The sequence below is a fragment of the Microbulbifer halophilus genome, assembly GCF_026183675.1.
In the GTDB taxonomy this organism is placed as follows: domain Bacteria; phylum Pseudomonadota; class Gammaproteobacteria; order Pseudomonadales; family Cellvibrionaceae; genus Microbulbifer; species Microbulbifer halophilus.
Genome location: NZ_JAPIVK010000027.1, coordinates 43972 through 68240 on the forward strand (window position 1 = coordinate 43972; position 24269 = coordinate 68240).

26 protein-coding genes are annotated in these 24269 nt (G+C 60.2%); 9 read left to right on the forward strand and 17 right to left on the reverse strand.

The window, feature by feature from the left end; genetic code table 11:
* Nucleotides 1-7: 7 nt before the first annotated feature.
* From OQE62_RS14200 to OQE62_RS14230, 7 genes are all read right to left on the reverse strand, one after another.
* On the reverse strand, nt 8-1156 hold the full coding sequence (locus OQE62_RS14200) for a PQQ-dependent sugar dehydrogenase (RefSeq protein ID WP_265722707.1): 1149 nt from the start codon (nt 1154-1156) through the stop codon (nt 8-10).
* Between the two features lie 95 nt (nt 1157-1251).
* Nucleotides 1252-1653, reverse strand: a complete 402-nt coding sequence (locus OQE62_RS14205) for an acyl-CoA thioesterase (RefSeq protein WP_265722708.1) — start codon at nt 1651-1653, stop codon at nt 1252-1254.
* A 104-nt stretch (nt 1654-1757) separates the two neighbouring features.
* On the reverse strand, nt 1758-2348 hold the full coding sequence (locus OQE62_RS14210; RefSeq protein WP_265722709.1) for a hypothetical protein: 591 nt from the start codon (nt 2346-2348) through the stop codon (nt 1758-1760).
* Between the two features lie 175 nt (nt 2349-2523).
* Complete coding sequence (locus OQE62_RS14215) at nt 2524-4416, reverse strand: DUF885 domain-containing protein (RefSeq protein ID WP_265722710.1); 1893 nt, start codon at nt 4414-4416, stop codon at nt 2524-2526.
* A 139-nt stretch (nt 4417-4555) separates the two neighbouring features.
* Nucleotides 4556-5398: a mechanosensitive ion channel family protein gene (locus tag OQE62_RS14220; protein ID WP_265722711.1), complete on the reverse strand. Its 843-nt coding sequence runs from the start codon at nt 5396-5398 to the stop codon at nt 4556-4558.
* Between the two features lie 67 nt (nt 5399-5465).
* Nucleotides 5466-6059: a DNA-3-methyladenine glycosylase I gene (locus OQE62_RS14225; protein WP_265722712.1), complete on the reverse strand. Its 594-nt coding sequence runs from the start codon at nt 6057-6059 to the stop codon at nt 5466-5468.
* 152 nt (nt 6060-6211) lie between these two features.
* Entirely contained in the window at nt 6212-7216 is a 1005-nt protein-coding gene (locus tag OQE62_RS14230) for an NAD-dependent epimerase/dehydratase family protein (RefSeq protein WP_265722713.1), read from the reverse strand.
* Nucleotides 7217-7371: 155 nt separating this feature from the next.
* Here OQE62_RS14230 and dtd point away from each other — a divergent pair, with 155 nt between their 5' ends.
* Complete coding sequence (gene dtd / locus OQE62_RS14235) at nt 7372-7809, forward strand: D-aminoacyl-tRNA deacylase (RefSeq protein WP_265722714.1); 438 nt, start codon at nt 7372-7374, stop codon at nt 7807-7809.
* A gap of 45 nt (nt 7810-7854) precedes the next feature.
* Nucleotides 7855-8088 carry a DUF433 domain-containing protein gene (locus OQE62_RS14240; protein WP_265722715.1) on the forward strand — a complete coding sequence of 78 codons (234 nt, stop codon included), beginning with the start codon at nt 7855-7857 and terminating at the stop codon, nt 8086-8088.
* A 416-nt stretch (nt 8089-8504) separates the two neighbouring features.
* On the opposite strand, the gene OQE62_RS14245 is transcribed toward OQE62_RS14240, so the two are convergent.
* The gene (locus OQE62_RS14245) at nt 8505-9656 is read right to left on the reverse strand and encodes an aminopeptidase (RefSeq protein WP_265722732.1); all 1152 of its coding nucleotides are present in this window, start codon (nt 9654-9656) and stop codon (nt 8505-8507) included.
* A 39-nt stretch (nt 9657-9695) separates the two neighbouring features.
* Here OQE62_RS14245 and OQE62_RS14250 point away from each other — a divergent pair, with 39 nt between their 5' ends.
* Both OQE62_RS14250 and OQE62_RS14255 read left to right on the forward strand, forming a co-directional pair.
* Nucleotides 9696-9965: a hypothetical protein gene (locus OQE62_RS14250; protein ID WP_265722716.1), complete on the forward strand. Its 270-nt coding sequence runs from the start codon at nt 9696-9698 to the stop codon at nt 9963-9965.
* Nucleotides 9966-10037: 72 nt separating this feature from the next.
* A complete protein-coding gene (locus OQE62_RS14255; protein WP_265722717.1) occupies nt 10038-10394 on the forward strand; it encodes an MliC family protein in 357 nt (118 codons plus the stop codon).
* A 13-nt stretch (nt 10395-10407) separates the two neighbouring features.
* On the opposite strand, the gene tatC is transcribed toward OQE62_RS14255, so the two are convergent.
* The 8 genes from tatC to ubiE form a co-directional block, all read right to left on the reverse strand.
* Nucleotides 10408-11169, reverse strand: coding sequence for a twin-arginine translocase subunit TatC (gene tatC / locus OQE62_RS14260; protein WP_265722718.1), 762 nt, complete (start codon nt 11167-11169; stop codon nt 10408-10410).
* Nucleotides 11166-11717, reverse strand: a complete 552-nt coding sequence (tatB, locus tag OQE62_RS14265; protein ID WP_265722719.1) for a Sec-independent protein translocase protein TatB — start codon at nt 11715-11717, stop codon at nt 11166-11168. The genes tatC and tatB overlap by 4 nt, the downstream gene beginning before the upstream one ends.
* A gap of 29 nt (nt 11718-11746) precedes the next feature.
* A complete protein-coding gene (tatA, locus tag OQE62_RS14270) occupies nt 11747-12022 on the reverse strand; it encodes a Sec-independent protein translocase subunit TatA (protein WP_265722720.1) in 276 nt (91 codons plus the stop codon).
* 42 nt (nt 12023-12064) lie between these two features.
* Nucleotides 12065-12418: a phosphoribosyl-ATP diphosphatase gene (locus tag OQE62_RS14275; RefSeq protein ID WP_265722721.1), complete on the reverse strand. Its 354-nt coding sequence runs from the start codon at nt 12416-12418 to the stop codon at nt 12065-12067.
* Nucleotides 12411-12812: a phosphoribosyl-AMP cyclohydrolase gene (hisI, locus tag OQE62_RS14280; protein ID WP_265722722.1), complete on the reverse strand. Its 402-nt coding sequence runs from the start codon at nt 12810-12812 to the stop codon at nt 12411-12413. The genes OQE62_RS14275 and hisI overlap by 8 nt, the downstream gene beginning before the upstream one ends.
* Before the next feature lie 105 nt (nt 12813-12917).
* Nucleotides 12918-14528 carry a ubiquinone biosynthesis regulatory protein kinase UbiB gene (gene ubiB, locus OQE62_RS14285; protein ID WP_265722723.1) on the reverse strand — a complete coding sequence of 537 codons (1611 nt, stop codon included), beginning with the start codon at nt 14526-14528 and terminating at the stop codon, nt 12918-12920.
* A 2-nt stretch (nt 14529-14530) separates the two neighbouring features.
* Nucleotides 14531-15157, reverse strand: coding sequence for a ubiquinone biosynthesis accessory factor UbiJ (locus tag OQE62_RS14290; protein WP_265722724.1), 627 nt, complete (start codon nt 15155-15157; stop codon nt 14531-14533).
* 206 nt (nt 15158-15363) lie between these two features.
* Complete coding sequence (ubiE, locus tag OQE62_RS14295) at nt 15364-16113, reverse strand: bifunctional demethylmenaquinone methyltransferase/2-methoxy-6-polyprenyl-1,4-benzoquinol methylase UbiE (RefSeq protein ID WP_265722725.1); 750 nt, start codon at nt 16111-16113, stop codon at nt 15364-15366.
* A 128-nt stretch (nt 16114-16241) separates the two neighbouring features.
* Between ubiE and OQE62_RS14300 the strand changes: the two genes are divergently transcribed.
* From OQE62_RS14300 to OQE62_RS14320, 5 genes are all read left to right on the forward strand, one after another.
* Nucleotides 16242-17057 carry a CHAD domain-containing protein gene (locus OQE62_RS14300; RefSeq protein WP_265722726.1) on the forward strand — a complete coding sequence of 272 codons (816 nt, stop codon included), beginning with the start codon at nt 16242-16244 and terminating at the stop codon, nt 17055-17057.
* Nucleotides 17058-17162: 105 nt separating this feature from the next.
* Nucleotides 17163-17633: an NfeD family protein gene (locus tag OQE62_RS14305; protein WP_265722727.1), complete on the forward strand. Its 471-nt coding sequence runs from the start codon at nt 17163-17165 to the stop codon at nt 17631-17633.
* Nucleotides 17634-17796: 163 nt separating this feature from the next.
* Nucleotides 17797-18642 carry an SPFH domain-containing protein gene (locus OQE62_RS14310; RefSeq protein ID WP_265722728.1) on the forward strand — a complete coding sequence of 282 codons (846 nt, stop codon included), beginning with the start codon at nt 17797-17799 and terminating at the stop codon, nt 18640-18642.
* 294 nt (nt 18643-18936) lie between these two features.
* Nucleotides 18937-20037, forward strand: a complete 1101-nt coding sequence (locus OQE62_RS14315; protein WP_265722729.1) for a ParA family protein — start codon at nt 18937-18939, stop codon at nt 20035-20037.
* Nucleotides 20038-20085: 48 nt separating this feature from the next.
* Complete coding sequence (locus OQE62_RS14320; protein WP_265722730.1) at nt 20086-20730, forward strand: RelA/SpoT domain-containing protein; 645 nt, start codon at nt 20086-20088, stop codon at nt 20728-20730.
* 378 nt (nt 20731-21108) lie between these two features.
* Here OQE62_RS14320 and OQE62_RS14325 read toward each other — a convergent pair whose 3' ends face one another.
* Nucleotides 21109-24186 (reverse strand): DUF3427 domain-containing protein, encoded by a 3078-nt coding sequence (locus OQE62_RS14325; protein ID WP_265722731.1) that lies wholly within the window; start codon nt 24184-24186, stop codon nt 21109-21111.
* Nucleotides 24187-24269 lie beyond the last annotated feature (83 nt).

Sequence of the window (24269 nt, forward strand, 5' to 3'; positions counted from 1 at the left end):
TCTCCGATCAGGGGCTTTCCACCGGTTCCAGGCGGTAGAGACCCGCGTCGCCGGCGTCATTGAGCAGATAGACATAGCCGTCCGCGGCCTGGTGCACATCGCGGATGCGGCCCAGCTCGCCGTCGAGCAGTGTCTCGCTGCCGACCACCTCGCCGGCGCGGATGACCAGGCGCAGCAGTTTTTCGCTGAGCAGGCCGCCGGCCAGCAGGTTGCCCTGCCAGGCGGGAAACCGTTCGCTGTCCGCCTGCGCCAGGCCCGAGGGCGCGAAGCGGCCCGGGTAGTAGAACACCGCGTCGCGTGTACCGGACCTGGACTCGTCTCCGATCGGGTCCTCGCTGCTGTATTCCTTGCTGCGGGTGGCCAGCGGCCAGCCGTAGTTCACGCCGGGCCGGATCAGGTTCAGCTCGTCGCCACCGCGCGCGGCGTGTTCGCTGGCCCAGATGCGGTCGTCGGCATCCACTACCAGGCCCTGGATATTGCGGTTGCCGTAGCTGTAGATCTCGTCGAGGCCCTTCTCGTCGCCGGCAAAGGGGTTGCCCGGCGCGGCCGCGCCGGTCTCGGTCAGGTGCAGCACGCTGCCGGCGTGATCGCCGGTATCCTGGGCGCGCATGCGCTCCACACCGCGCTCGCCGACAGTCATCATCAGGCTGCCGTCTTGACGCCAGGCGAGGCGCGATCCGTAGTGGCGGCCGGGCTGGGAGAAGCGGTCCTGCACGAACAGTTCCTCGAAATCCACCAGCGCATTGCCCTGCAGCTTCGCCCGGCCCATGGCGGTGGCGTCGCCGCCGTCACCGGCCCTGGCGTAGGTCAGGTAGATCCAGTCGTGCTCGCCGTCGCCGTATTGCGGGTGCAACACCAGGTCCAGCAGGCCGCCCTGACCGACCGCCGAGACTTCCGGCGCGCCGTCCAGGTACTGAACCCGACCGCCATCGACCAGTGCGACACGCCCGCGGCGCTCGCTGACCAGAAAGCGCCCGTCCGGCAACTGTGCCACCGCCCAGGGGTGGTGCAGGCCGGAAGCGAGTTTTACGATGCGAAAGTCGTGTTCGCGGCTGTCGATGTGCTCTTCCACCACTTCCGAGGCGCCGGCCGAAACAGCGGCGGCGCCGATCAGCAGGGCCGCCAGCCAGCGGCGACAAGACTGAAATACAGTCATGGTTATTTCCTCCAACAGATTGGTATGCGGCCAGTGTAAAGGCGATCGGCGACCAGTTGCCGCTGTCAGATCCTCGCCGGTGCGCGCGGCGCACACTACGTTTCGTCCTCCAGCAGGTGCCTCTCCAGTTGTTCGCGCACTTCGCGCGGGATCGGCGCCTTGGCCTGGTTTTCGTAATCGAAGTGCACCATCACGCAGTCGCCACGGGCGACCAGCTCATCTTTCTGCCATACCTCCTGGTGGATGGTCAGCGAGGTGTTGCCGATCGACTTGATCGCAGTGCGGATCTCAACTGGCGAAAACAGGAAAATCTGCGCGATGAAATCCACATCCATTTTTTTCAGGATCAGGTTCCATTCCACCAGCGACAGGTCGGGATTGAAGATATGAAAAATCGGCAGGCGGCCCTGTTCGAACCACTGCGGTATCACGGTGTTGTTGATATGGCCGAGGGCGTCGGTTTCGCTGAAGCGCGGTTCCACGCTGTAACTGAACATCGATTGTTACTCTCCGTATGAGACAGACTGGATAGGCACGGAGGCTACCGCGCCTCAATGGTTTCCGATTATCAGGTCTCCCCGCCCGCAAGGGGAAGAGAAACCTATACGGGAAGGCCGACAAAGCCTTCGTAAAAGCCGATCGCTATCAGGCTCCAGAGCAGCAGGCCGATCACCAGCCAGAAGCAGTTGGCCGGAGTGATTTGCGCATTGCTTTCGCCGTCCGGGTCCTCACAGACGATATTGATCACACGCTGAGCCCTGTACAGAATCCACACGATGACCGGCAATGTCACGATGCTGACAACATCCAGTACCGTGTATTCGGTCATACTCGTCGAAATGCGATCGGTAATGGAGGCGACTATGGTGAGCGTCACGTAAATCGTGGCCATCCACCCCGGACTCCAGGTGGACTCCCGGTCCATTTCGGCATTGCTGTCTTCCAGCTTGCGAAACAGTGAATACGCGAAGAACACGGAGAAAATAGCGCGCATCACCGGCAACATGCTGACACCGTGGCGCTTCTGGTAGAGTTTCCAGTTTCTGTAGAACCAGTAGATCTCGTAAAAGCCAAAGGTTCCGACCATCAAAAGCAGGAACTTGTTTTTCGATACGACATAGAATTCGTGGTCGATCTCGGCCCCGCTTTCCTGCAATTCCGCCTCGGGGGCCCGGTAGATATCGGTCTCCATTTATTATTCCTCTTGTTATGCGAGCTTCGGGGGATCGAGGCACCTCGGGAAAACACGGGCGCAACCGGCATGATAACGGTTTCACCGGGGCGATCCAGTATCGGCGGGTGGAACAGGGATTCGGTGGTGACAGGGAGGGGGAAGCGGCGGCCCCGGGGACCGCCGCGGTGCAACGCTAGGCGCTCTGGACTTCCTCGATCCAGCGGTTCACGCGCGCTTCCAGCATCGGCAGTGGCAGGGCGCCGCCGCCGAGTACCGTGTCGTGGAAACCGCGGATATCGAACTGGTCACCGAGTTGCTGTTTGGCCTTCTCGCGCAGTTCGAAGATTTTCAGCATACCGATCTTGTAGGAGGTGGCCTGGCCCGGCAGGGTCAGGTAGCGGCGCACCTCGGAGCGCACGGCGCTCTCCGGCACGGCGGAATTCTCCAGGAAAAACTCCTCCGCCTGCTGCTGGCTCCAACCCTTGGCGTGCAGGCCCGTATCCACCACCAGGCGGATGGCCCGCCACATTTCCGCGGTCAGGCGGCCGAAGTCCTTGTAAGGATCCTCAAACTGACCCATCTCGCTGGACAGCTTTTCCGAGTACAGTGCCCAGCCCTCGATATAGGCGGTGAAGAAGGCCTGGGTGCGGAACTGGGGAATACCTTCGAGCTCCTGCGCGATCGAAATCTGCATATGGTGGCCCGGCAGACCCTCGTGGTAGGCCGTGGTTTCCATATCGTTTTTCGAGTAGGCGCTCATATCGGACATGTGCACATAGTAGACACCGGGGCGCTTGCCGTCGGGCGTGCCCGGGAAATAGTGCTGGGCGCCGCCGTCCACTTCGCGGAAGGGCTCGACCCGCTTCACTTCCAGTTTCGCCTTGGGCAGGATGCCGAAGTAGTCCGGCAGTTTGCTGCGGATCTGGTCGAGGAAGGCGCGGGTATCACCCAGGTAGCCCTCGCGGCCTTCGTCGGTGTTCGGGTAGTAGAACTGCTCATCGTCGCGGATGAATTTGAAGAATTCCTGCAGGCTGCCGTCGAAACCCACCCGGTCCTTGATCGCCAGCATTTCCTTGCGGATGCGCGCCACTTCGTCGAGGCCGATCCGATGCACCTGGTCGGCGGTCAGATCGGTGGTGGTGTAGTGGGCCAGGCGGTTGTTGTAGTAGGCCTCACCATTCGGCAGGCTGCCCACGCCGTGGGGCTCTTCGTCGGCATTGCCCATATCGGCGTTAATCCAGGCGATATAGGCGTCGAAGGCCGGCTTGAATTGGTCTTTCAGGCTCTCGCGCACCTGCGTCTTGAGTTCGCCGGCGGTGTCGCTGTCGATCTTGTCGTCTTTCAGCAGTGCCTCGATCTTGCCGTCGGCGTCGGCCAGCAGCGGGGAGGCTTCCTCGCCCCCGAAGGGCTGGCCGCTGATGACCTTCTGCGCCCGTTCGATGGCCAGGTCATAGGCGAAACGGGGCGGGCGGACGCCCTCCTTCGCCGCCAGTCTGGCGCGCTCGAGAAGCTGGTCCACAGCGCGGCTGACACCGCCGATACGCGCGATATACGCGCGCATATCGTCGAGCGTGTCCACCTTGTGGAAGTTGATCAGGAAAGTGGGGAGCCGCGATTCCGGGCCGCCCAGTTCGCCGCTGAAGTAGCCGTGGCGCAGAAACGCCTGGTCGGCCTTCTCCTGCTGGTACTGGAACATCCACAGGTCGTAGGATTCCTTGCCGGCGGTGGTCAGCTTGTCGTAGTCGAAATTCTTCTTCAGCTCCTCGACGGTCTGCTTGCGCCAGGCCAGCTGGCGGGCCTGGGCGGCCTCGCTCATATCGTCGATCTGGTCGTAGAGTTCCTTGCGGCCCAGCTGGCTGAGGCGCATGGGGCTGAACTTGAGCTGTTCTTCGTAGCGCGCGTCGAACCACTTGTTCAGGCGCTGGGTCTCGCTCTGTTGGGCCGTCGCCTGTTCGCCTTCGGTGGTGGTGCTGTCCTGGGCCTGCAGCTTGTTGACGCTGAGCTTGCTGACATCGGTCTGGCATCCGCCCAGGATGGCCAGGGACAGCAGGCTGGGGATCAGTGCGTGTTGCGGTCGGATTCGCATTTATTGTGCCTCGGTCAATTTTTATACAAAAAATCGCTCGCTACTTTGGCATGAATTGGCACAATAGTCGATTGGGAGGAAGGCGGACCCGGCGCGCTTGCGCCGAGCCGACAGGATGGCGGGATCAACCCCGGGCTGGTTATTCGTGTACCGGCTGCTCGCGGGGCCGCTCTGCGGCCTGTTCGATGATATGCAGCTCCCGCTGCGGAAAGGGGATATTCAGCCCCTCGGCTTCCAGCGCCGGCTTGAGCTTTTCCATCAGGTCCCAGTAGACATCCCAGTAATCCGCGGTGGTGGTCCAGGCCCGCAGGTGCAGATTGACCGAGCTGTCCGCCAGCGCGCGCACGGCGTAGGCGGGCTCCGGATCCTCGAGAATGCGCTCCTCGGCGGCCACCAGTTGGCGCAGTACGTTCATCCCCGTTTCGATATTGTCGCCGTAGGCGATGCTGGCGACGATCTCGATACGGCGGGTGTTGTTGCGGCTGAAATTGATCAGGGTCTCGCCCCAGATGGCACCGTTGGGCGCGGAGACGCGCAGGCCGTCGACGGTGTCCAGCTCCGTGATGAAGAGCCCCACCTGCCGCACGGTGCCGAGGGTGTCGCCAAACTGGATGGTTTCGCCGACGCGAAAGGGGCGCAGCCCCAGCAGGATAAAGCCGGCGGCGATATTCGCCAGTGTGTCCTTCAGCGCCAGGCCGATCGCCAGGCCGGCGGCGCCGAGCAGTGCAATCAGGCTGGTGGTGTTGACGCCGAACATATCCAGGATGACCAAGCCGCCCACGGCATACACGGCCCAGACGGCGATATTACTCAGCACCGGAATCAGTGTCTCGTCCAGCTTGGTGGACAGGCGGTGCACACCGCGCCGGGTCAGTTTGGCGGCCAGGGCCGTCGCGATCAGAACCAGTATCGCGGCGCCCAGTTTCAGCAGGCCGGCGATCAACAGCGGCCAGTACTCTTCGATCAGTGCATTGAAATCCATGCGATGTACACCTCCTCAGTTGGCTGTTCGCCGCAGCATAAGGCAATGCGGCAATGGGTTCAGCGCTTTACAGCAAGTTTTTTGCCTTTGCCGCGTCGATACACTCCCGGTACGCCGGGCAGCGGACCAGGTGGTCGTTGACCATGCCGGAGGCCTGCATGAACGCGTACATGATAGTGGAGCCGACGAAGTTGAAGCCGGCCTTTTTCAGGGCCCTGCTCATCGCATCCGACTCTGTTGTGGTCGCCGGTACCGACTCCAGGTTGCGGCGCCGGTTGTCGATGACGCGACCGTCGGTGAACTGCCAGAGGAGCCCCGACAGACTGGTGCCTCCGTCGCGCAGGGCGAGGTAGGCGCGGGCATTTTTTACTGCCGAGTTCACCTTCAGGCGATTGCGGATAATACCCGGGTCTCCCAGCAGCCGCTCGATTTTCTTCGGCGTATAGCGGGCGATTTTCTCCGCGTCGAAGCCGTCGAATACCTTGCGGTAATGTTCGCGCTTGTTCAGTACCGTGATCCATGAGAGGCCGGCCTGGGCGCCTTCGAGCAGCAGGAACTCAAACAGGGTAGGGTCGTCGGTGGTCGGGCGACCCCACTCCCGATCGTGGTATTTTTGGTAGAGCGGGGTGGACAGGCACCAGTTGCAGCGTTTTTCTTTCACGAGAATGGATTCCCTGCAGGATGATGGGCAAAGCCCAGTATACTCATCAATGCCTAGCGATGGAGCCCACTAGCCGCCGGTGAGGAAATAGTGCTGGACCAGTTGCAAGACCAGCAAGGTCGCCATCAGGATAAAAATAATATTGCTGCGATTCATGTATTGACCTCTTTGCGATCGATCGTAAGTAAACCCTGTTCCACCAGCCAGTCGCGGCATTCGCGCAACATGGTATCCAGATCGACATCGCTGCGATAGCCGAGTTCACGCTCGGCTTTGGCACTGCTCGCGACCACGCGGCGACTGATCAGTGCGGCTTTCTGCGGGGTGATTTTCGGTTCGCGGCCGCTGAAACGCGACCACAGGTCCGACAGCCAGCCGACGGTATGGATTACAAAGGCGGGAGTGGTCCGCTGCGGCACCGGCTTGCCCAGCATGGCGGCAATCCTGCCGAAAAAATCGAGAAAGCTCGCGTCGATACCGGCGAGAATATAGTTCTCCCCGCAGCGGCCGCGGTGCCAGGCATCGATATGCGCCCGCGCCACGGCGCCGGCGTGGCAGAAAGAGCCCCGGCCCGGCGGCACACCCGGTAGCCGGTTTTTGTCGATCAGGAAAAAGGTCTGCGCCCAGCTGGCGGTATCGTATTTGCCCACGATGGCGCAGGGGTTCAGGAAAACCGCATCCAGGCCGCGCTCGATTTCCGCGCGCACCGACAGTTCCGCGCGCTTCTTGGTGTAGAGGTAGCCATAGCGCGGGTCGTCCGCCAGCTGCGGGCTCGACTCGTCGATACTCGCGTGCCGATAGCCGTAGGCGGAAATGGAGCTGGTAACGATCAGGCGCCCGGCCTTCCTCTCCCGCGCCACCCGCGCGATATTGGCCGAGCCCTCCACATTGTCCCGCCACTGCCGGGCATCGCCGCCGCGCCACATACTGGTATTGCCGGCAACGTGAAACACCGCCTCCACCTTTTCCGGCAGAACCCGGCGCAGGGATTCGATATCCCCCAGCGAGGCCTCGACCGGCTCGGCGCCCAGTTCGCGCAGGCGGGCGACAGCCGATCCGGGGCGGTGCATGGCGGTGACGCGCCAGCCGTCGGCGATCAGTTGTTCTATCAGGTTGGCACCGAGAAAGCCGGTGCCGCCGGTTATGAATGCGTGCATCGGGGTTGTTTCTTATCTGTTTTATCGGTTTCCAGATTCGGGGCTTCGATCCGGCCGCCCTCTCCCGCATGCGGTAGAGGGCGGCTTTTCCGAGTCTGGCGTCTCGGCTAATCTATGGCATTTCTTTTGACAGTTCCACAACAGGCGGTATTGAGATGAAGGGTCTGATCCAGCGGGTAAGCCACGCGCGGGTGGATGTGAACGGCGAGTCGGTTGGCGCCATCGATGGCGGTATCCTGCTGCTGCTCGGCGTGGAGGACGGCGACGACCGCGACAGCGCGGACAAGTTGCTGCACAAGGTGCTCAACTACCGCATCTTCGGCGACGACCGGGGGCGCATGAACCTGAATGTGCAGCAGGCCGGCGGCGGCCTGCTGGTGGTGAGCCAGTTCACGCTGGTGGCGGAGACGGCCCGCGGTCTGCGGCCCAGCTTCAGCCGCGGCGCCACGCCGCAACAGGCAGAACAACTGTATGACTACTTCGTCGCACAGGCGCGGGATCAGTTCTCGCCGGTGGCCAGCGGCGTGTTCGCCGCCGACATGCAGGTGTCGCTGCTGAACGACGGGCCGGTGACCTTTTTGCTGGAGACCTGAGCGCTCAACTTTTGTACTGCAGAACTGAACTGCTGGAGATGCACCATGGCTGAACTCCTCTCACGTATCACTATCGATCCCGACATCTGCCACGGCAAGCCGGTAATAAGGGGCATGCGGTATCCGGTCGCCAATATTCTGGAATGGCTCAGTGCCGGCATGTCGACGGAAGAGATCCTGGAAGACTACCCGGATCTGGAAACAGACGATATTCGCGCTGCGCTGGCTTATGCCGCCAGACTTTCCAGAGTCAGCCGCCAGGAAGACCTGGCGGCATGAAATTTCTGATCGACGCGCAATTGCCGCGCTGATTTCCACCGGCAACCTTCCCAATACGGAACTCCTGACTCTTTGGTATAAACACCTGGACAAGGTGGTGCACACCTTCGACAGCGCCAGCTTTGTCGAGCTAGCACCCACTCGACTTATTAAGGGTCTCATAATTGTATTAACAGTTGTCCAGGTTCCTTTAACAGCGGGCGAGTCCTGTATTCGCTCCATGCGATCGTCATTCCGGACTTGTTCCGGAATCCAGGCCGACGGGGCACCTCCGCTGGATCCCGGATCGTTTTGTCATGCCGGACTTGATCCGGTACCGGGATGACGGCCCGGAGGGGGGACTTTGGTCAAAACAATTTTGAGACGACTAATATCTCCCGCGAATAAAAAAATACAGCTTCGCAAAAAAGGCTGGATCACATGCCCACCGACATGCAGGTGTCGCTGCTAAACGACGGGCCGGGGACCTGAGCATTGGCAACCTGAGTGTCGGCCTCCCGGTAGCGCGCCGAAAGCTGTTTCAGCCGCGCCTTGCGCTTTTCCTCGTCCAGTTCACCCAGCCGCTCGGTGGCTTCGTAAAAGGCCGGCCAGCTTTCGCCGCTGTCCCGGAACAGCTGTTTGAAGGCCGGCACCTGCGATTGGTATTCCGCCACCAGCGCCAGGGTGGCGTTGTTGGTCTTGTCGATATAGTGGCTATAGCGCTCGGGGTTGGGCCAGTCGGCCGCCATCTGGCGGTAGCAGCTGCGCAGCCTTTGCAGGGTCGCCGCCTTGCGCGCGCGCTTGGTGCTGTCCGGCAGTTCGGCTTCGTAGATGGCCTCGAGTTGTTCGCGGGTTGCCAGCATCAGCCGATTGATCGCCAGCGCCTGGGCGGCGCGGTCCGCCGCGGCGCCGTCGTAGCCGTAGCGGCGGCGCCAGGCCGGCAGCGCCAGTTGCGAGACGGCGGTGGCGAAGCTCTCGTTGAAGCGGGTGTCGCCGGAGATATACACGCGCCGGTGTGCCAACTCGTGGAACAGCAGGCCGGCCAGCCGCTCCGGCGACCAGTTGACGAAGCTCGACAGTACCGGGTCGTCGAACCAGCCCAGGGTGCTGTAGGCGGGCACCGGCCCCAGGTAGATATCGTAGCCCTCCGCCAGCAGTTCCTCTCCCTTGGATTGCGCCGCGGCCTTGCTGAAATAGCCCCGGTAGCTGGCGCAGCCGATCAGCGGGTAGCACCAGCGCTTCGGCTCAAGTTCGAACTCCGGCGCCGCCAGCACATTCCAGATCGGGTATTTGCCGTCGAGCTTGACGTAGGTGCCGTAGGCATCTCCCACCGGCATCTGCAGCTCGCCGCCGGCATAGGCGCGGATCGACTGCACCAGCTGCAACTGGTCCCGCAGCCCGTCCGTGCTCGCTGGCGCCGCCGCGACCCGGTCGATGGGCTCGCGGGCGGCGAGAATCCGCAACTGGCCGCTAACCGCCTGGGTGTAATATCCCGCCGTTTCACAGGCCGACAACAGTGCCAATGCCGCGCCCAGCACCAGGATGCCCGCACCGCGAACCACCATTGCCCGCCGCTCACTGCTATACACTTTCGTCAATAGATCATTCATTTCGCCAAGGGACTTTTCATGGAGCAGGTCATGGGACAGGCCGCCACGGGTACCGGTATGGCCCCTGTCGCCGCGGTTCTCACCGTGTTCGCGCTGGTGTTCGCGGCGGTGGCCTGGGTACGCCTGCTGGCAGTATGCTTCCGCCAGCACACGTTGCTCGGTTTCACCGCCTTCTTTCTGCCGCCGCTGGCGCTGCTGCTCCTGCTGCCCCAGTGGCGGGCCGAGCGGGAGCTGTTCCTGCTGGCGCTGGCGGCTGCGGTGTTCTCCATCATAGCCGCTATATTCTGAGCGGCACGGTGGAATTTTTCCGGCCCGGGGAGCTCAAAGAAACTCCACGGTTCACGCATACAGGACGGGATTATGGTTCGTTTCGCGCTGGCCGGCATTCTCTGCGCCGGCCTTGTGACCGCCTGCAGTCACAAGGCCGACGGGTCGGATATCGCTTTCGAGACACACAGCTACCGCTGCGAAAACGGCGAGCAGCTCGAGGTCAAGTACGCGACCCCCGAAGACGGGCCGTCGATGGCAACCCTGAGCTACGACGGCAAGCTGGTGCCCATGCACCAGGAGCCGGCGGCCTCGGGCGCCCTCTACGTCGCCGACAGGGGCCAGCCGGGCTACCGCTGGCACACCAAGGGCGACAGCGGAATACTGTCGCTGCAGGATATCGGCGGGGAAAGCGAGAAGACGCTGCTGAAAGACTGTGTGAGCGAGTAAACCGGCGCCTCTCTCAGACGCGCTCTTCCCCGCCCCTGGATTTGATCCAGCGCCCGAAAAAGATCCCAACCTCGAACAGCAGCCACATGGGCAGTGCCAGCAGCGACTGGGAAATCACGTCCGGCGGCGTCAGCAGCATGCCGAACAGGAAGCAGCCGACGATCACGTAGGGGCGCTTGCTGGCCAGGGTTTTGGCGTCGACGGCGCCGCTCCAGATCAGCAGCAGTGTGGCGATGGGAATCTCGAAGGCGAAGCCGAAGGCAAAAAACAGCTTCAAGACCAGATCCAGGTAGCTGCGGATATCCGGCATCACCTTGATATCGGCGTGGGCCGAGCTGATAAAGAATTCGAATATGATCGGGAAGACCACGAAATAGGCGAAGGCCATGCCGGCGTAGAAGAGCAGTATGCTGCTGACCAGAATCGGCGCCATCAACCGCTTTTCGTTCTTGTACAGGCCGGGGGCGATAAAGGCCCAGGCCTGGTAGAGCACCACCGGAATGGCGATAAAGAAGGCGAGCACGAAGGTGGTCTTGAAGGGGGTCAGGAAGGTGGAGGCGACCTCGGTGGCAATCATGCCGGCACCTTCCACCAATCGCGCCTGCAGCGGCTCGGCCACGAAGTCGTAGATATCCGCGGCAAAGGGCACCATGCAGGCAAAGATGGCCACCACCACCAGCAGGGTTTTCAGCAGGCGGTCGCGCAGCTCGACCAGGTGATCGATAAACGGCTGCTGGCTGTCTTCGGCCTGTGCCTGTTCGGAGCGATCACTCATGGCTGCTTGCTGTTTTCCTGCGATGGCTCTCTATCGGCCGGGGAGGCGTCCCCGGCCGGGGGATTTTCATCGACCGAAGGTCCTCCCTCGGCGGTCGCGTGCCTGGCGTACTCCGGGTGGCTCTTTTCCAGTTCCGGGTCGCCGTAGTCGTGCCAGTGTTCGGGATACTCGGGATCCACCAGGTCCTCGGCGTTTTCATCCTGCTCCGGCAGGTAGTCGTCCGCGTCGTCCGACGGGTGCCTGGGATCGCGGGATTTCGCCGCCGGCGCGGCACTGGCCGGTTCCGATTCGGGGTCGGTGAAGGCCTGCTCCATTTCCCGGCGGCTCTCTTCCAGCTCGCGCATGATGCGCTCGTTGTGCAGTTCGCGGCGAATGTCGTCGGCGCCGACCTCCCGCTCCAGCTCGTCGCGCGCACTGTTCAGGGTGCGCTTGATACCGGACCACCAGCGCGCCGTGGTGCGTATGGCGTCGGGCAGCCGCTCGGGCCCGACGACCAGCAGGCCGACGATGCCGACCAACAGAAGCTCAAAGAAACCGATATCAAACACGGGCGTAACTCTGGTTGATTGTCCTGGCGTTATTTATCCCGGGGTTCCTTGTCCTTTTCCTTCGCCGGGTCCTGCTGCGGTTTCTCCGGCTCGTCGTGCTTCAGGCCCTCCGGGTCCTTTTCCTCCTCCTCTTCTTCTTCGTCCTTGTCCTTGTTTTTGTCTTCGTCCTTCATCGCCTTTTTGAAGCCCTTGATGGCGCCGCCCAGGTCGCCGCCGAGATTTTTCAGGCGCTTGGTGCCGAACAGCAGCAACACGATGACCAGAACAATCAGCAACTGCCAGATACTAATTCCGCCGAATCCCATGGTTTTCTCCAGATTGGTTTCGCCTGCGAGCAGGCTCCTACATTAATCTTGCGTCCGAGAGGCTTTCTCTTCCAGGCCGGAGAGGCCGAAGCGGCGACCCAGCTCGTTCAGCACCTCCTGTGAGTCCGCTCCCAGGTGGGAAAGCATCACCAGGGAATGGAACCAGAGGTCGGCGGTCTCGGCGATCATTGCCTGCCGGTCGCCGCCGCTCTCGACATCCTTGGCGGCGAGGATCACCTCGGTGGCCTCCTCGCCGACTTTTTCCAGGATCTTGTTCAGGCCCTTGCGGTGCAGGCTGGCCACGTAGGAGCCTTCAGCGGCACGAGAGCCTTCGGCATCCGCGTCTTGTTTGCGGCTTTCCAGCACCGCGTCCAGTTGCTGCAGCAGATCACTCATAGATGGTTTCCGGGTCCTTGATCACGGGCTGATTGGTACGCCATTCGCCGCCGTCCAGCACGCGGTAGAAGCAGCTGGTGCGGCCGGTATGGCAGGCGATACCGCCCAGTTGCTCCACCAGCAGCAGTACCGTATCGCCGTCGCAGTCCAGGCGCATCTCCCGCACCTGCTGCACATGGCCGGAGGACTCGCCCTTGCGCCAGAGTTTACCGCGGGAACGCGACCAGTATACGGCACGTTTTTCATCGATGGTCAGCGCCAGTGACTCGCGGTTCATCCACGCCATCATCAGTATGCGCCCGGTCTTGGCGTCCTGGGCGATGGCGGGTACCAGGCCGTCGCTGTTCCAGGCGACTTCGTCGAGCAGGGCGGTGTCGGAATCTGCTTGGGTCAATGTGTCTCCTTAAGACTTGCTGACTCTCTAGTGTAGGTTGGGGTGCCGCCCAATAGCGGGCCTGCGGCCCGGCAATGCGGAGCTGGAGCTCCGCGGTCCCGGGACCTACGGCCACAGCAGCAGGGCCAGGGCGGCGATGCCCATGATCCAGCCGATGGGCGGCAACTGTGCCAGCCAGCCGGGGGCGGCCACAGCGGCGGTGCCCGCTACCAGGGCGACACCGGCGGCGCGGCGCAGGTACTGGCGGCGGCCGCGGCGGTGGCTGACGGCCAGTTGCTCGCCGATATGCTCCAGTTGCGGACCCAGCTCCCGCGACTGCTCCAGCGAGGAATACACCAGCTGCGGCAGGTGCGGAAACTTCTCCAGCCACTCGGGCCCATAGCGCTGTATCTCACCGAAAATCGTCTTCGGGTGGATGCGGTCCCGCATCCATCCCTCCAGGAATGGATGGGCAGTTTTCCACAGATCCAGTTGTGGATAAAGTTGCCGCCCCAGCCCCTCGATATTCAACAACGTTTTCTGCAGCAGCACCAGTTGCGGCTGCACCGCCATATCGAACCTTCGAGCCGTCTGGAACAAGCTGATCAGCACCCGCGCGAAGGAGATCTCCCCCAGCGGTTTCTCGAAGATCGGCTCGCACACGGCGCGGATCGCCGCCTCGAAGGTGTTCACCGGCGTGTCCGCGCGCACCCAGCCGCTCTGTACATGCAACTCCGCCACCATGCGGTAGTCGCGGCGGAACATCGCCAGCAGGTTGCGGGCCAGGTAGTACTGATCCTCCCGCGACAGGCTGCCGACGATGGCGGTGTCCACGGCGATATACTGCGGCCGCTGCGGGTGTCTGCGGGAGACGAAGATATTGCCCGGGTGCATGTCGGCGTGGAAAAAATTGTGCTGGAATACCTGCTTGAAGAAGATCTCCACACCCCGCTCGGCCAGCCGTTTCATATCGGTGTCCTGGGCCCGGAGCTGCGCCAGGTCCGTGACCGGGATGCCGTCGATACGCTCCAGCACCAGCACATTCTCGCGGGTGAAGTCCCAGTAGACCTCGGGGATATACAGCAGCGGCGAGTTGGCGAAGTTGCGCCTCAGCTGGCTGGCGTTGGCGCCCTCGCGCACCAGGTCCAGCTCGCCCTCGATGGTGTGGCGGTAGTCTTCCACCACCTCCACCGGGCGCAGGCGCGGGCCGTCCGGCACCAGGCGCGCCACCCAGCGGGCCAGCACCTGCAGCAGGCGCAGATCCTGCTCGATGACCTTATCGATACCCGGGCGCAGCACCTTCACCACCACCGACTCGCCAGTGTGCAGGCGCGCCGTATGCACCTGGGCCACCGAGGCGGAGGCCAGCGGCTCGCGATCGAACCCGGCGAACAGCTCGTCCACCGGCGCGGCCAGCGCGTCCTCGATCAGCGCGATACAGTCATCGCTGGGGAAGGGCGGCACATTGTCCTGCAGGCGATCCAGTTCCTCGACCATGTCCGGCGGCAGCAGGTCCGGGCGCGTCGACAGCAACTGGCCGAACTTCACAAAGATTGGCCCCAGTTCCTCCAGCGCGCGGCGCAGCCGCTCGCCGCGGCCCGCCTTCGGCTGCGGCAGTATCTTCAGGGGCAACATCAAACCGCGCAGCCACAGCGGGCGGCGCCCGGCGGGCACCAGGCTGTCGAGGCGGTAGCGCAGGAAGACCCGCGCGATGGTAAAACTGCGTGCGACGGGCAAGGTTATTCGCCCTCCATACGCGAGAATCGCTCGCGCAGAATCCGCACCCGCGCCTCCAGGCGATCGGTGGCCAGCACCAGATCCTGCAGATCGTCGCTGAAGGCCTCGAACTGCGCCTTCGGCGGCGTAAGCTGCCACTCCTCGCTGACCGCCTCCGCGGCCGCCGACGGCGCCCGCTCCAGGTTGCCGCGCAGCCAGCTGACCGCCGAGCGCAGCGTCTCGCCCACGGCGTGGGCCGGCACATCGCCGACGATCTTCGCCAGTGGCTCCTCCCAGTCGATCTCCAGATCGCGCATGATGGCCTGCAGCTCCGCCAGCAGCGCGCTGGAACCGGAGATGGTCACGCCCAGCCCGGCCGGCGTGGCGTCAGCGTCACGTATCAGGCGCAGAAAGGCGATGGCGGAACCGCGCAGCCGGGTGGTGACCTCACCCTCCCAGTGGTGGCGCACCCGCACCTGGTCACCCTCGATACAGAGGCAGAACTGCAGGCTCGGTGCCGTCAGGTCCAGGCCCAGGGCCTTGCCGTCCAGCTTCTGCAGGCGCGCGCGGGTGCCCGGGTCGTATTGCAGGGCGGTGTTGATCGCGGTTTCCAGCGCGGCGTCGAAGCCGGCGCGAAAGGTCGGGTCCAAAGTTATGTCCTTAACTCAGTTTCGGAGTCACAAGTGCCTAATGCTGGCACAAGCCGGAGCGGGGTATGTCTTTCCGGGACTGTCTGCGAGAGGGACCTCGCAGACAAGCCTCCAGGGATGGATTCACGGCGTGTCCCGGAAAGACATACCCCGCTCCGGCTCCCGGAACCGCCCTCAGCTCTCCGGCGTTCCGGTTCCGCCCTGTCTCAGGGCTTGATGCCCTTGTGCAGTGCGACGATACCGCCGGTCATATTGTGGAACTCGCAATCCACAAAACCGGCGTCGGTCATCATCTGTTTCAGCGTCTCCTGGTCCGGATGCATACGGATACTCTCCGCCAGGTAGCGGTAGCTGTCGGCGTCGTCCGCCACCAGCTTGCCCATAAACGGCAGCAGGCGGAAAGAGTACTGGTCGTACACCTTCTCCAGCAGCTTCGACTCCGGCTTGGAAAACTCCAGCACCAGCAGGCGGCCGCCGGGCTTCAGCACCCGCAGCATCGAGCGCAGCGCCAGGTCCTTGTCGGTGACATTGCGCAGGCCGAAGGCGATGGTGATGCAATCAAAGGTCTCGTCCGGGAAGGGCAGGTACTGGGCATCCGCCTGCACCGGCGCCACATTGCCGGCGATGCCCCGGTCCAGCAGCCGGTCGCGGCCCACTTTCAGCATCGACTCGTTGATATCCGCCAGCACCACCTGGCCCTCCGGCCCCACGATGCGCGAAAAGCGCGCCGTCAGATCGCCGGTGCCGCCGGCAATATCCAGGATCGACTGCCCCGGGCGGGCGCCGGAAAGCTCGATGGTGAACCGCTTCCAGAGGCGGTGAACGCCGCCGGACATCAGGTCGTTCATCACATCGTAGCGCGCCGCCACCGAGTGGAAGACATCCGCCACGCGGCCGGCCTTCTCATCCACTGGGACTTCCTGATAGCCGAAGTGGGTGGTCTTGCGATCCTTCATGGTGTGCCTGCTGAGCCGCTTTCTATTGAATTCAGGGGCAGCATTGTACATTGACCGGCACGCCGCGGCACCGCCCGCTCACTAAACTTCAGAGGGAGGCAGACAGGCACAACGGAGGCGAGAGCACCATGGCCTATCGGCTGGACAGCGACACCCCACTCGGACGCGCCCTGCGCACGGCGGCCCGGCAACAGCTGGCGGATGCCGCCGAAGACCTGACCGCGCTGCCGGAAGAAGAGGCCGTGCACGCAACGCGCAAACACTGCAAGAAACTGCGCGCCTTGCTGCGCCTGGTGCGCGGCGAACTCGGCGACCTCTACCGCTACGAGAACGCCCACTACCGCACCCTCGCCAACACCCTGTCTACCAGCCGAGACGCCGTCTCCCTGCGCGATGCGCTGGAGAAGCTGTCTCCCGACGACAAATTCCCCCAGATCCAGAGCTTCCTCGAATCCCGCATCCAGCGCACCGAAGAACCGGCCTTGCGGACCGCCGCCGAACTGCTGCACCAGGGCGCCGCCCGTATCGACCACTGGCCGCTGGACCACCTGCGCTGGCGCAACGCCCGCAAGGGCTACCGGCGCAGCTACAAGCGGGCCCGCAAGGCCATGAAGAAGGCGTTTGAAGAGGAGACGCCGGAGCAATTTCACGAATACCGCAAGCGGGTGAAGGACCACTGGTATCACACGCGGCTGCTGGAAGATAAATATGCAGAGGCGCTGGGCGGCCGACGCAAGCCTTTGAAGAAGCTGGCCAGTGCGCTCGGGGACTGGCGGGATCTGCAGTTGTTGCGCAGGCGGCTGGTGCTTGAGGGGGAGTCATTCGAAGGTGAGCTGATTCCGCTGCTGGATGCCATTGAGGCGCGGCTCGGCGAATTGCGCCGGAAGCTAGAAAAGCTCAGCCGCAAGCTGTTTGTGGACAAGAAATTCGCTTTCGACGACTGATACCTTCCTTCACCAGCCAGATCCGACCTCCCGACCCCTCAAATTCGCCGAAAAATGTGATAGCTTCAGCATTATCGGCGCCCAATGGCGCTCAGAAAAGGAGAAATGGCCAAGATGTTGGAATGGCTGAACACACATATCGCCTACTGGCACTGGCTGGTCCTCGGCCTGCTGCTGGTGACGGCAGAAATCTTCGTTTCCGGATTCGTTCTCTTCTGGTTTGGTATCGCCGCACTGCTGATGGGTGCCGTGCTGATCGTCGTGGACATGCCGATCGCACTGCAGCTACTGCTGTGGGCCGGCAGCTCCATCGCACTGGTGATCGGCTGGTACAAGCTGATCCGCCCCCAATGGAAAGATCGCACCACCTCCGGCATGGCCGCCGAGGCCCTGACCGGCCAGGTGGGACTCGCACTGGAATCCAACGCTGGCCGCAAGCGCGGCCGACTCAAATTCCCCGCGCCGATACTCGGCGAAGAGGAGTGGCAGTTTATCTGCAACGAGGAAGTCGCCATCGGCGACCGGGTGCAGGTAACCGATATCTCCGGCAATACCTTGATAGTCACCCGCCTATAAGAAGCAAGGAGCCCCAAACAATCGTCATTCCGGCGAACGCCGGAATCCAGAAAGCCCCCAAAGCCCCTGGACTCCGGCCAACCCCGCAGTGACTAACGGCACTTACTCATAACTCCAAAAAACTCGATTCAATCGAGCATAAGACTAGAAAAAGGAAACAGCAGTGGAAGGTTTATCGGTCATTCTGGCCCTGGTAGTACTGATCGTCGTCACCATCGCCATGGGCGTACGCATCGTACCCCAGGGTTCCAAACATATCGTCCAGCGCCTGGGTAAATACCACAAAACGCTGACACCGGGCATGAACGTAATCATCCCCTACGTCGACAAGGTTCCCTACAAGGTAACCACCAAGGACATAGTACTGGATATCCCCTCACAGGAAGTCATCACCCAGGACAACGCCGCCATCATTGCCAACGCCGTGGCCTATATCAATATCGTCTCGCCGGAGAAGGCCGTCTACGGTGTTGAGAGCTACGAAATCGCCATCCAGAACCTGATCCAGACCGCCCTGCGCTCCATCGTCGGTGAGATGTCACTGGACTCGGCACTGTCCTCCCGTGACCTGATCAAGGCAAAACTGAAAGAGGGTATCTCCGACGATATCGCCGACTGGGGCATCAACCTGAAGACCGTCGAAATCCAGGATATCAACCCGTCCGAAACCATGCAGACGGCGATGGAAGAGCAGGCCGCGGCCGAACGCCAGCGCCGCGCGACCGTGACCCGCGCCGAAGGGGAGAAGCAGGCGGCGATTCTGGAAGCCGACGGCCGCCTGGAGGCCTCCAAGCGCGATGCCAAGGCGCAGGTGGTGCTGGCAGATGCCAGCCGTGAGGCTATCGAGCGAGTTTCGGCCGCTATTGGTGAACAGGAGATGCCGGTGATGTATCTTTTGGGGGAGCGTTATATTACGGCACTATCGGAGCTTTCGCAGTCGGACAATGCGAAGAATGTGATTTTACCGGCGGATTTGCCGCAGGCGGTGAAGGGGTTGTTGAACAGATAGCTGCGATATACCCGGAACCGCATCGGCCCGGGTTAACCGGTCTTCTGGTTAAGTTTCCAAGGGTGAGGATTAGCTTTGCTATCAGCTTGTTATCAATAGCAGGACCGGCATGCTGGTCTGTTACGATTTGCCCCTTTTACCTATAACAAGGCTAGGCTGACGGGCGCTTTAAACAACGCGCTTCGCTCTAAAAACGCTCCAACCACTGCAGCTGACAACGTTAGTCCCGAAGATTTATCGAAATAATTATAGCAGTACTAAGATTAATCCAAATAAAAATCATGGGAGTATCTTTTGAAGATAATATCAGTGTTTAATAATAAAGGCGGGGTTGGTAAATCGACGCTTAGTTTCCATTTAGCACATGCTTTAGCTGAAAAGGGCGTAAAAACCCTAATGGTAGATTTAGATCCTCAGTCGAATCTTACCTTGCAGTGCATGTCCTCGGAAGAGCTAGAAGAATTGTGGACAGAAGAAGAGCCTTTTATCGAGGACTTTCAGGCTGCACTGGATGACAGTCAAGGTAGCTTTTCAGAATTTCTCTCGAAATCTAGATCGGTGCATTGCCATTTAAAGCCAATTGAGGATGGTGTTTTCGAATCCTTCGAACTTAGTGAAGTATACAACGCGGCACCAAACCTTGGCTTGATACCTGGTCGCCTAAGCCTTCACACTTTTGAAGACAAGCTTGCTAAATCATGGAGTGATGCCTTCATGGGTGATCCACAAGCCTTGCGGCTTTTAACGGGAATCAGGCGCCTGTGCTTGGATGTTGGTGAAAAACATGGTTATGACGTCGCAATAATTGATACATCACCAAGCTTAGGGATGATGAATCGCGTTATTATTTCCACGTCCACGGGTTTCTTTGTACCTTGTATGCCAGATATGTTTTCCACTTTTGGGCTCACTAATATAGGCCTCGCATTAGAAACATGGAGGTCACAGTTTAATGTAATGTACAGTCTTTTATCTGACAAAAAGCGTAGTGCATTTCCAGACCACTTTGTAAAGCTACTGGGATATACAATTTATAATGCACGCCGATACACGGGACAAAATGAGTATGACTTAGCTACTGCACATTATGCATACGCTAGCAGGTTGCCAAAGGTTATCGAAGATAAGATACCTAAAGAGTGCTATGCCCACCTTGCAGAAGGGGTCATATCAAGACCTATAGGCGGAACATCTGTCATGCATTCGCATAACACATTGCCATCTATGGCCCAGAAGTATCGAACGCCAATGTGGAATGTTCCCGATCTGACCAATCTCGAACCTGAAGACAGAAGTACGATCTCAGGGAATCGTGGAATGTATACTGCAAAGCAGGGTGCATACCATGCTTTTGCAGACGAGATTATGAATCGTGTCAAAGGGGTGGAAGATTAATGTCTACGGAGGATCTGCTATCAAAGCACAAAGAAATTCTTGAGCTCTATGAAAAAAAATATTGAGGGTTTTGAATTATTCCAGAAACATGTCAAAAACTTTTTTGAGAGTCGAAGCTTGTCTAAATATGTTCATTCGGTCCGCCATCGCATCAAAGATGTCAATCATTTTCTTGACAAAATAGAACGCAAGAATAACGAAGACGAAAGTCGACCAGAAGAAGAGCGAAAGGGGCTAATCAATAGTGAAAATGTTTTTACTCGAGTAACCGACATAGCAGGAATACGAGTTCTTCATCTTCATATTTCAGAATTTGAATATATTCATCGTGCAATCATGGAAAAAATCAACGACGAAGAGTTCACTTTATACGAGGATCCCAAGGCTTATACCTGGGACCCTGAGTCGGGCGAGTATTTTGAATCCTTAGGCTTGAAGCGTGAACTAAAAGAGAGTTATTACACGAGCATCCATTATGTTTTGAGGCCAAATTCGAGAAGTCACGCTACATGCGAAGTACAGATAAGGACGCTTTTAGAAGAGGTGTGGGGAGAGATTGATCACACTATGAACTATCCTGAGCCTTCCACTGATTCACATTGCAAGGAACAGATTCGGGTGCTAGCCAGATTGGTCGGCGCGGGAACTCACTTGGCTGATTCAATTATGCGTCGGTATGGAGACAAAGCCTGACAATAGCCTTAGGACTAGAATTCTAGTCTACATCGCCTGACGAGCGCCTAAACGGGAGCGATTTTCCGCTAGCACCCCAAACCGGCCCGTTACGCTGGCTTTGTCGTCAGATGCAGTTCATTTGATGGGCGTCCATTTTATTGCACCGGTTACTAATCTGGCAAAAACACACCCGGCATAACTTTTTTATTGATGTACAATATATCGCATGATAAATAAAGACAGAAAAGCGCTCCCTCATTCAGAAAGAGAAGAAATGCGCAAACGCGCAGTAGCCCGGGAGAACATTGGAGCCAGAGCAAAGCATTGACACAATAATCGCCTAAATAAACGGACGTCATGATCTTGCCCCGCCCCGAAAGGCAGCCCCGAATGACATTACTCCCCCCTCAAAACACTGAAGGCGTCATAGAGCCTCGGGGGCAGCGGGTTTACCAGCTTCCAGGTGATACTCATGGGCTTCTCCCCCCGGTAGCTGACGAAGGTAACCGGGCCGCAGGCGCGGAAGGCATGGTTCTTGGTTTCCTGTATGAAAAGCTGGAAGGTCCATGGCTTGTCCGGTCCGTCCCCCATTTCGATATAGCGTCGCCCGGCAGTTGTCTCCGGTCCGGCGCTGTTCTGGCTTTGCCAGTGGAACAGCTCCGGACTGATGGCATAGTCTTCGTAAGCCACCCCTTCATGCCGGGCGGATGATTTGTCGAGCGTAACAAACATCAGCTCGGTGTTTCGGTCAAACAGGCGCACCATGCCCTCCCGTGAGCTTTTGCGCTGGGCTGCTGTCAAAAAGCCGACCGCCGTCAGGATCTCGCGACGGCTGTAGCGGCTGTGCAGCTTCAGGGGCGTATCCTCGAAATCCGGCAAGGGCTGGTAGTGCGTATGGGCGCTGGCTTCCAGGCAGTTGGCAAGCTCGCCCAGCTCACGGCAGCAGTTTGGTGCGGCCGCTAGGCGTTGCAGAAAGGCCTCGACGGTCCCGGTCTGGCGGTCATGGCTGTCGATTTGGTAGGCCAGCATTTGCAGGCGAAGGCGCTCTTGCCTGGACTCTACTTTATAACTTTGCGGTCGTTCGGCGACACTCTCCAGCAATTGCAGTTGGTCGAGGTCGTCGATGTGTAGCAGGCTGCTGAAGCGGCGGCTGAAATAGCTCTCTTCTTCCGCCGGCGGGCTCTGCTCCAGCAGGCCCGTTGCCCGCTGCAGATTTACCCAACCGCGGTTCTGGCCGGTCCCCTGGGTGTAGATGTCGGCCAGTTCCAGTTGCTGGTCGTGGATAAAATGGCCCAGGGTTAACTCAGCCGTGCCGTGCAATGCTGTGTAGGTGCGCAGCTCTGTTTTCAGGCGTCGCCAGTTTTGATTGACAGCGGTCTTCAGGCTTTTCAACACCTGTTCGCGCGTCTGTTTCTGTAACTGAATGTGGCAGCCGGATGGCAACTTGCCGAACCCCTTTTCGACCCCATCGAGAATTTCTCGACGAGACAGGCCGGTAATCGACCGGTAGAGCACATCGAAACGGAAACTTTCCTGAAACAGGCCCACAAAATCCAGAATCAGGCAGTTTTCCTTGCCTTCGAACAACCGCAGGCCCCGGCCGATTTGCTGCTGAAAGACCGTGGGACTTTGCGTGGGCCTCAGTAGCAAGAGCGTATCGACAAACGGCAGGTCGACGCCTTCGTTGTATAGATCGACGGTGACGATCACATTGACATCGCGCGCTTCGAGTCGACGTCGAGCGCTCTCACGGGATTCCGCGTCGGTCTGACCGGTTACCATCATGGCCGGGATACTCGCCCGATTGAATTGCTCGGTCATGAACGCGGCATGGGCAACGGTGACGCAGAAGGCGAGCGCACGGCATTCATGGACGTCGCCCACCAGCTGCTCCCAGTTGTTAATGACGGTGGCCGCGCGCGCATGATTGCCCGTCAACAGATTATCCAACTGCTGTTGTTCCATGGCCGGTTTCGACCAGTCGACACTGCGATAATCCTGGCTATCGTCGCAGGCATAGTACTCAAATGGTGCCAACAGCTGGAGGTCCAGCGCATGCCATAGGCGCAGCTGGACAGCCGGCGTACCATCGGGACGATTGTTAAAATGACGCAGGATGTCCCGACCATCCTTGCGCTCCGGCGTGGCGGTCAGTCCGAGAAGAACGGTGGGCCTGATATCGGCAACAAGGCGCTCGAACTGCCGGGCTTCGATATGATGACATTCGTCAATGACGACCACGCGCCAGTAGCCGTGCCCCAGTTTGTTGACCAGGTTCTGGCTGTGCAGGCTCTGGATGGTGGCAAAAAGATGCTGATAACCATCGGGCGTATGGTACCCGGACAGCAGTTCACCGAAGCCCGGATCTCGCAGCACCTGGCGGTAGGTAGCCAGGGCCTGTTGCAGTATCTCGATGCGATGCGCGACGAAGAGCAACCTCGGCCGACCGCCTTCAGCCCTCGCAAGCGACCGGTAATCAAAAGCCGCCATGACGGTCTTGCCGGTACCGGTGGCTGCAACCAGCAGATTGCGGGTCCGGTGGTGGAGCCGCTCGGTTTCCAGTTGTTCGAGGATGTCTTGCTGGAACGGCTTGGGGTGGAGCTCAAAAAAGGTCGGGTTGGCAATAGGGCCCGGTTTTCCGGACTCGCGGGCGAGCGCCTGCCGGAGGACCTGCTGGTGGTTGGCATTCTCCGGATCGTAGGTCTGGAACTCGTCGTCTTCCCAGAGGGACTCGAAGTGTGCCCTTGCGCGATTGAACAGGGCCGCCTGGCTGCTTTGGGTAAACTTGACGGTCCATTCCAGGCCCCCCATGAGTGCGGCCCCGGACAAGTTGGCGCTGCCCACATAGGCCGATCCAAAGCCGGAATCGCGGCCGAACAGCCAGGCCTTGGCGTGCAACCGGGTACGGCGGCCATCCAGGGAGACGCGGACTTCACAGTTGGGTAGCTCGGCCAGGGTATCCAGCGCTTTCTGTTCCGTGGCACCCACGTAGGTGGTAGTGAGAACACGAATCCGGGCCTGATGGTTACCCAGGGCATCGCTCGCGGTAATACGGCGCAGCACGTCGATGATCTTGCGCACGCCGGAAACAGTGATAAAGCTGACCAGGATATCCACCTGATTGCAGCTGGCCAGTTCGGCCGTCAGTTCGTGCAGCAGGGCCGGGGAGTCCTTGCCGGCGGTAAAGAGCCAGGGTTGTGACAGACCGATTTTGGGAATGTCCGGTTGGAGGCCCGGTTCCGAGAGGGCAACCAATCGCCTTGGGGGTTCTTCCAAAAGGTCAGCGGGGTCGACCTGCCTGGATTGCGATAGCCGATCCCGGGCGTGAACCAGAAGCTCGTTGATCAGCCGGGCCTGTTGCCGCAGGTGGTCGGTGTTGTCACCTGCCGGCCACGATGCGAGCAAGTCGGAGAGCTGATCGGCCAGGACATCGGCCAGCTTGCGGTGAGCGTCATGCGAACTCAGGTCTTCCACCTGCGGCTCGAAATCCGAGGCGTCCAGCCCTTGTCGCAAACGTTCAGGCTGTAGAAAAACTCTTAAAAACCAGTGGTTTTTGG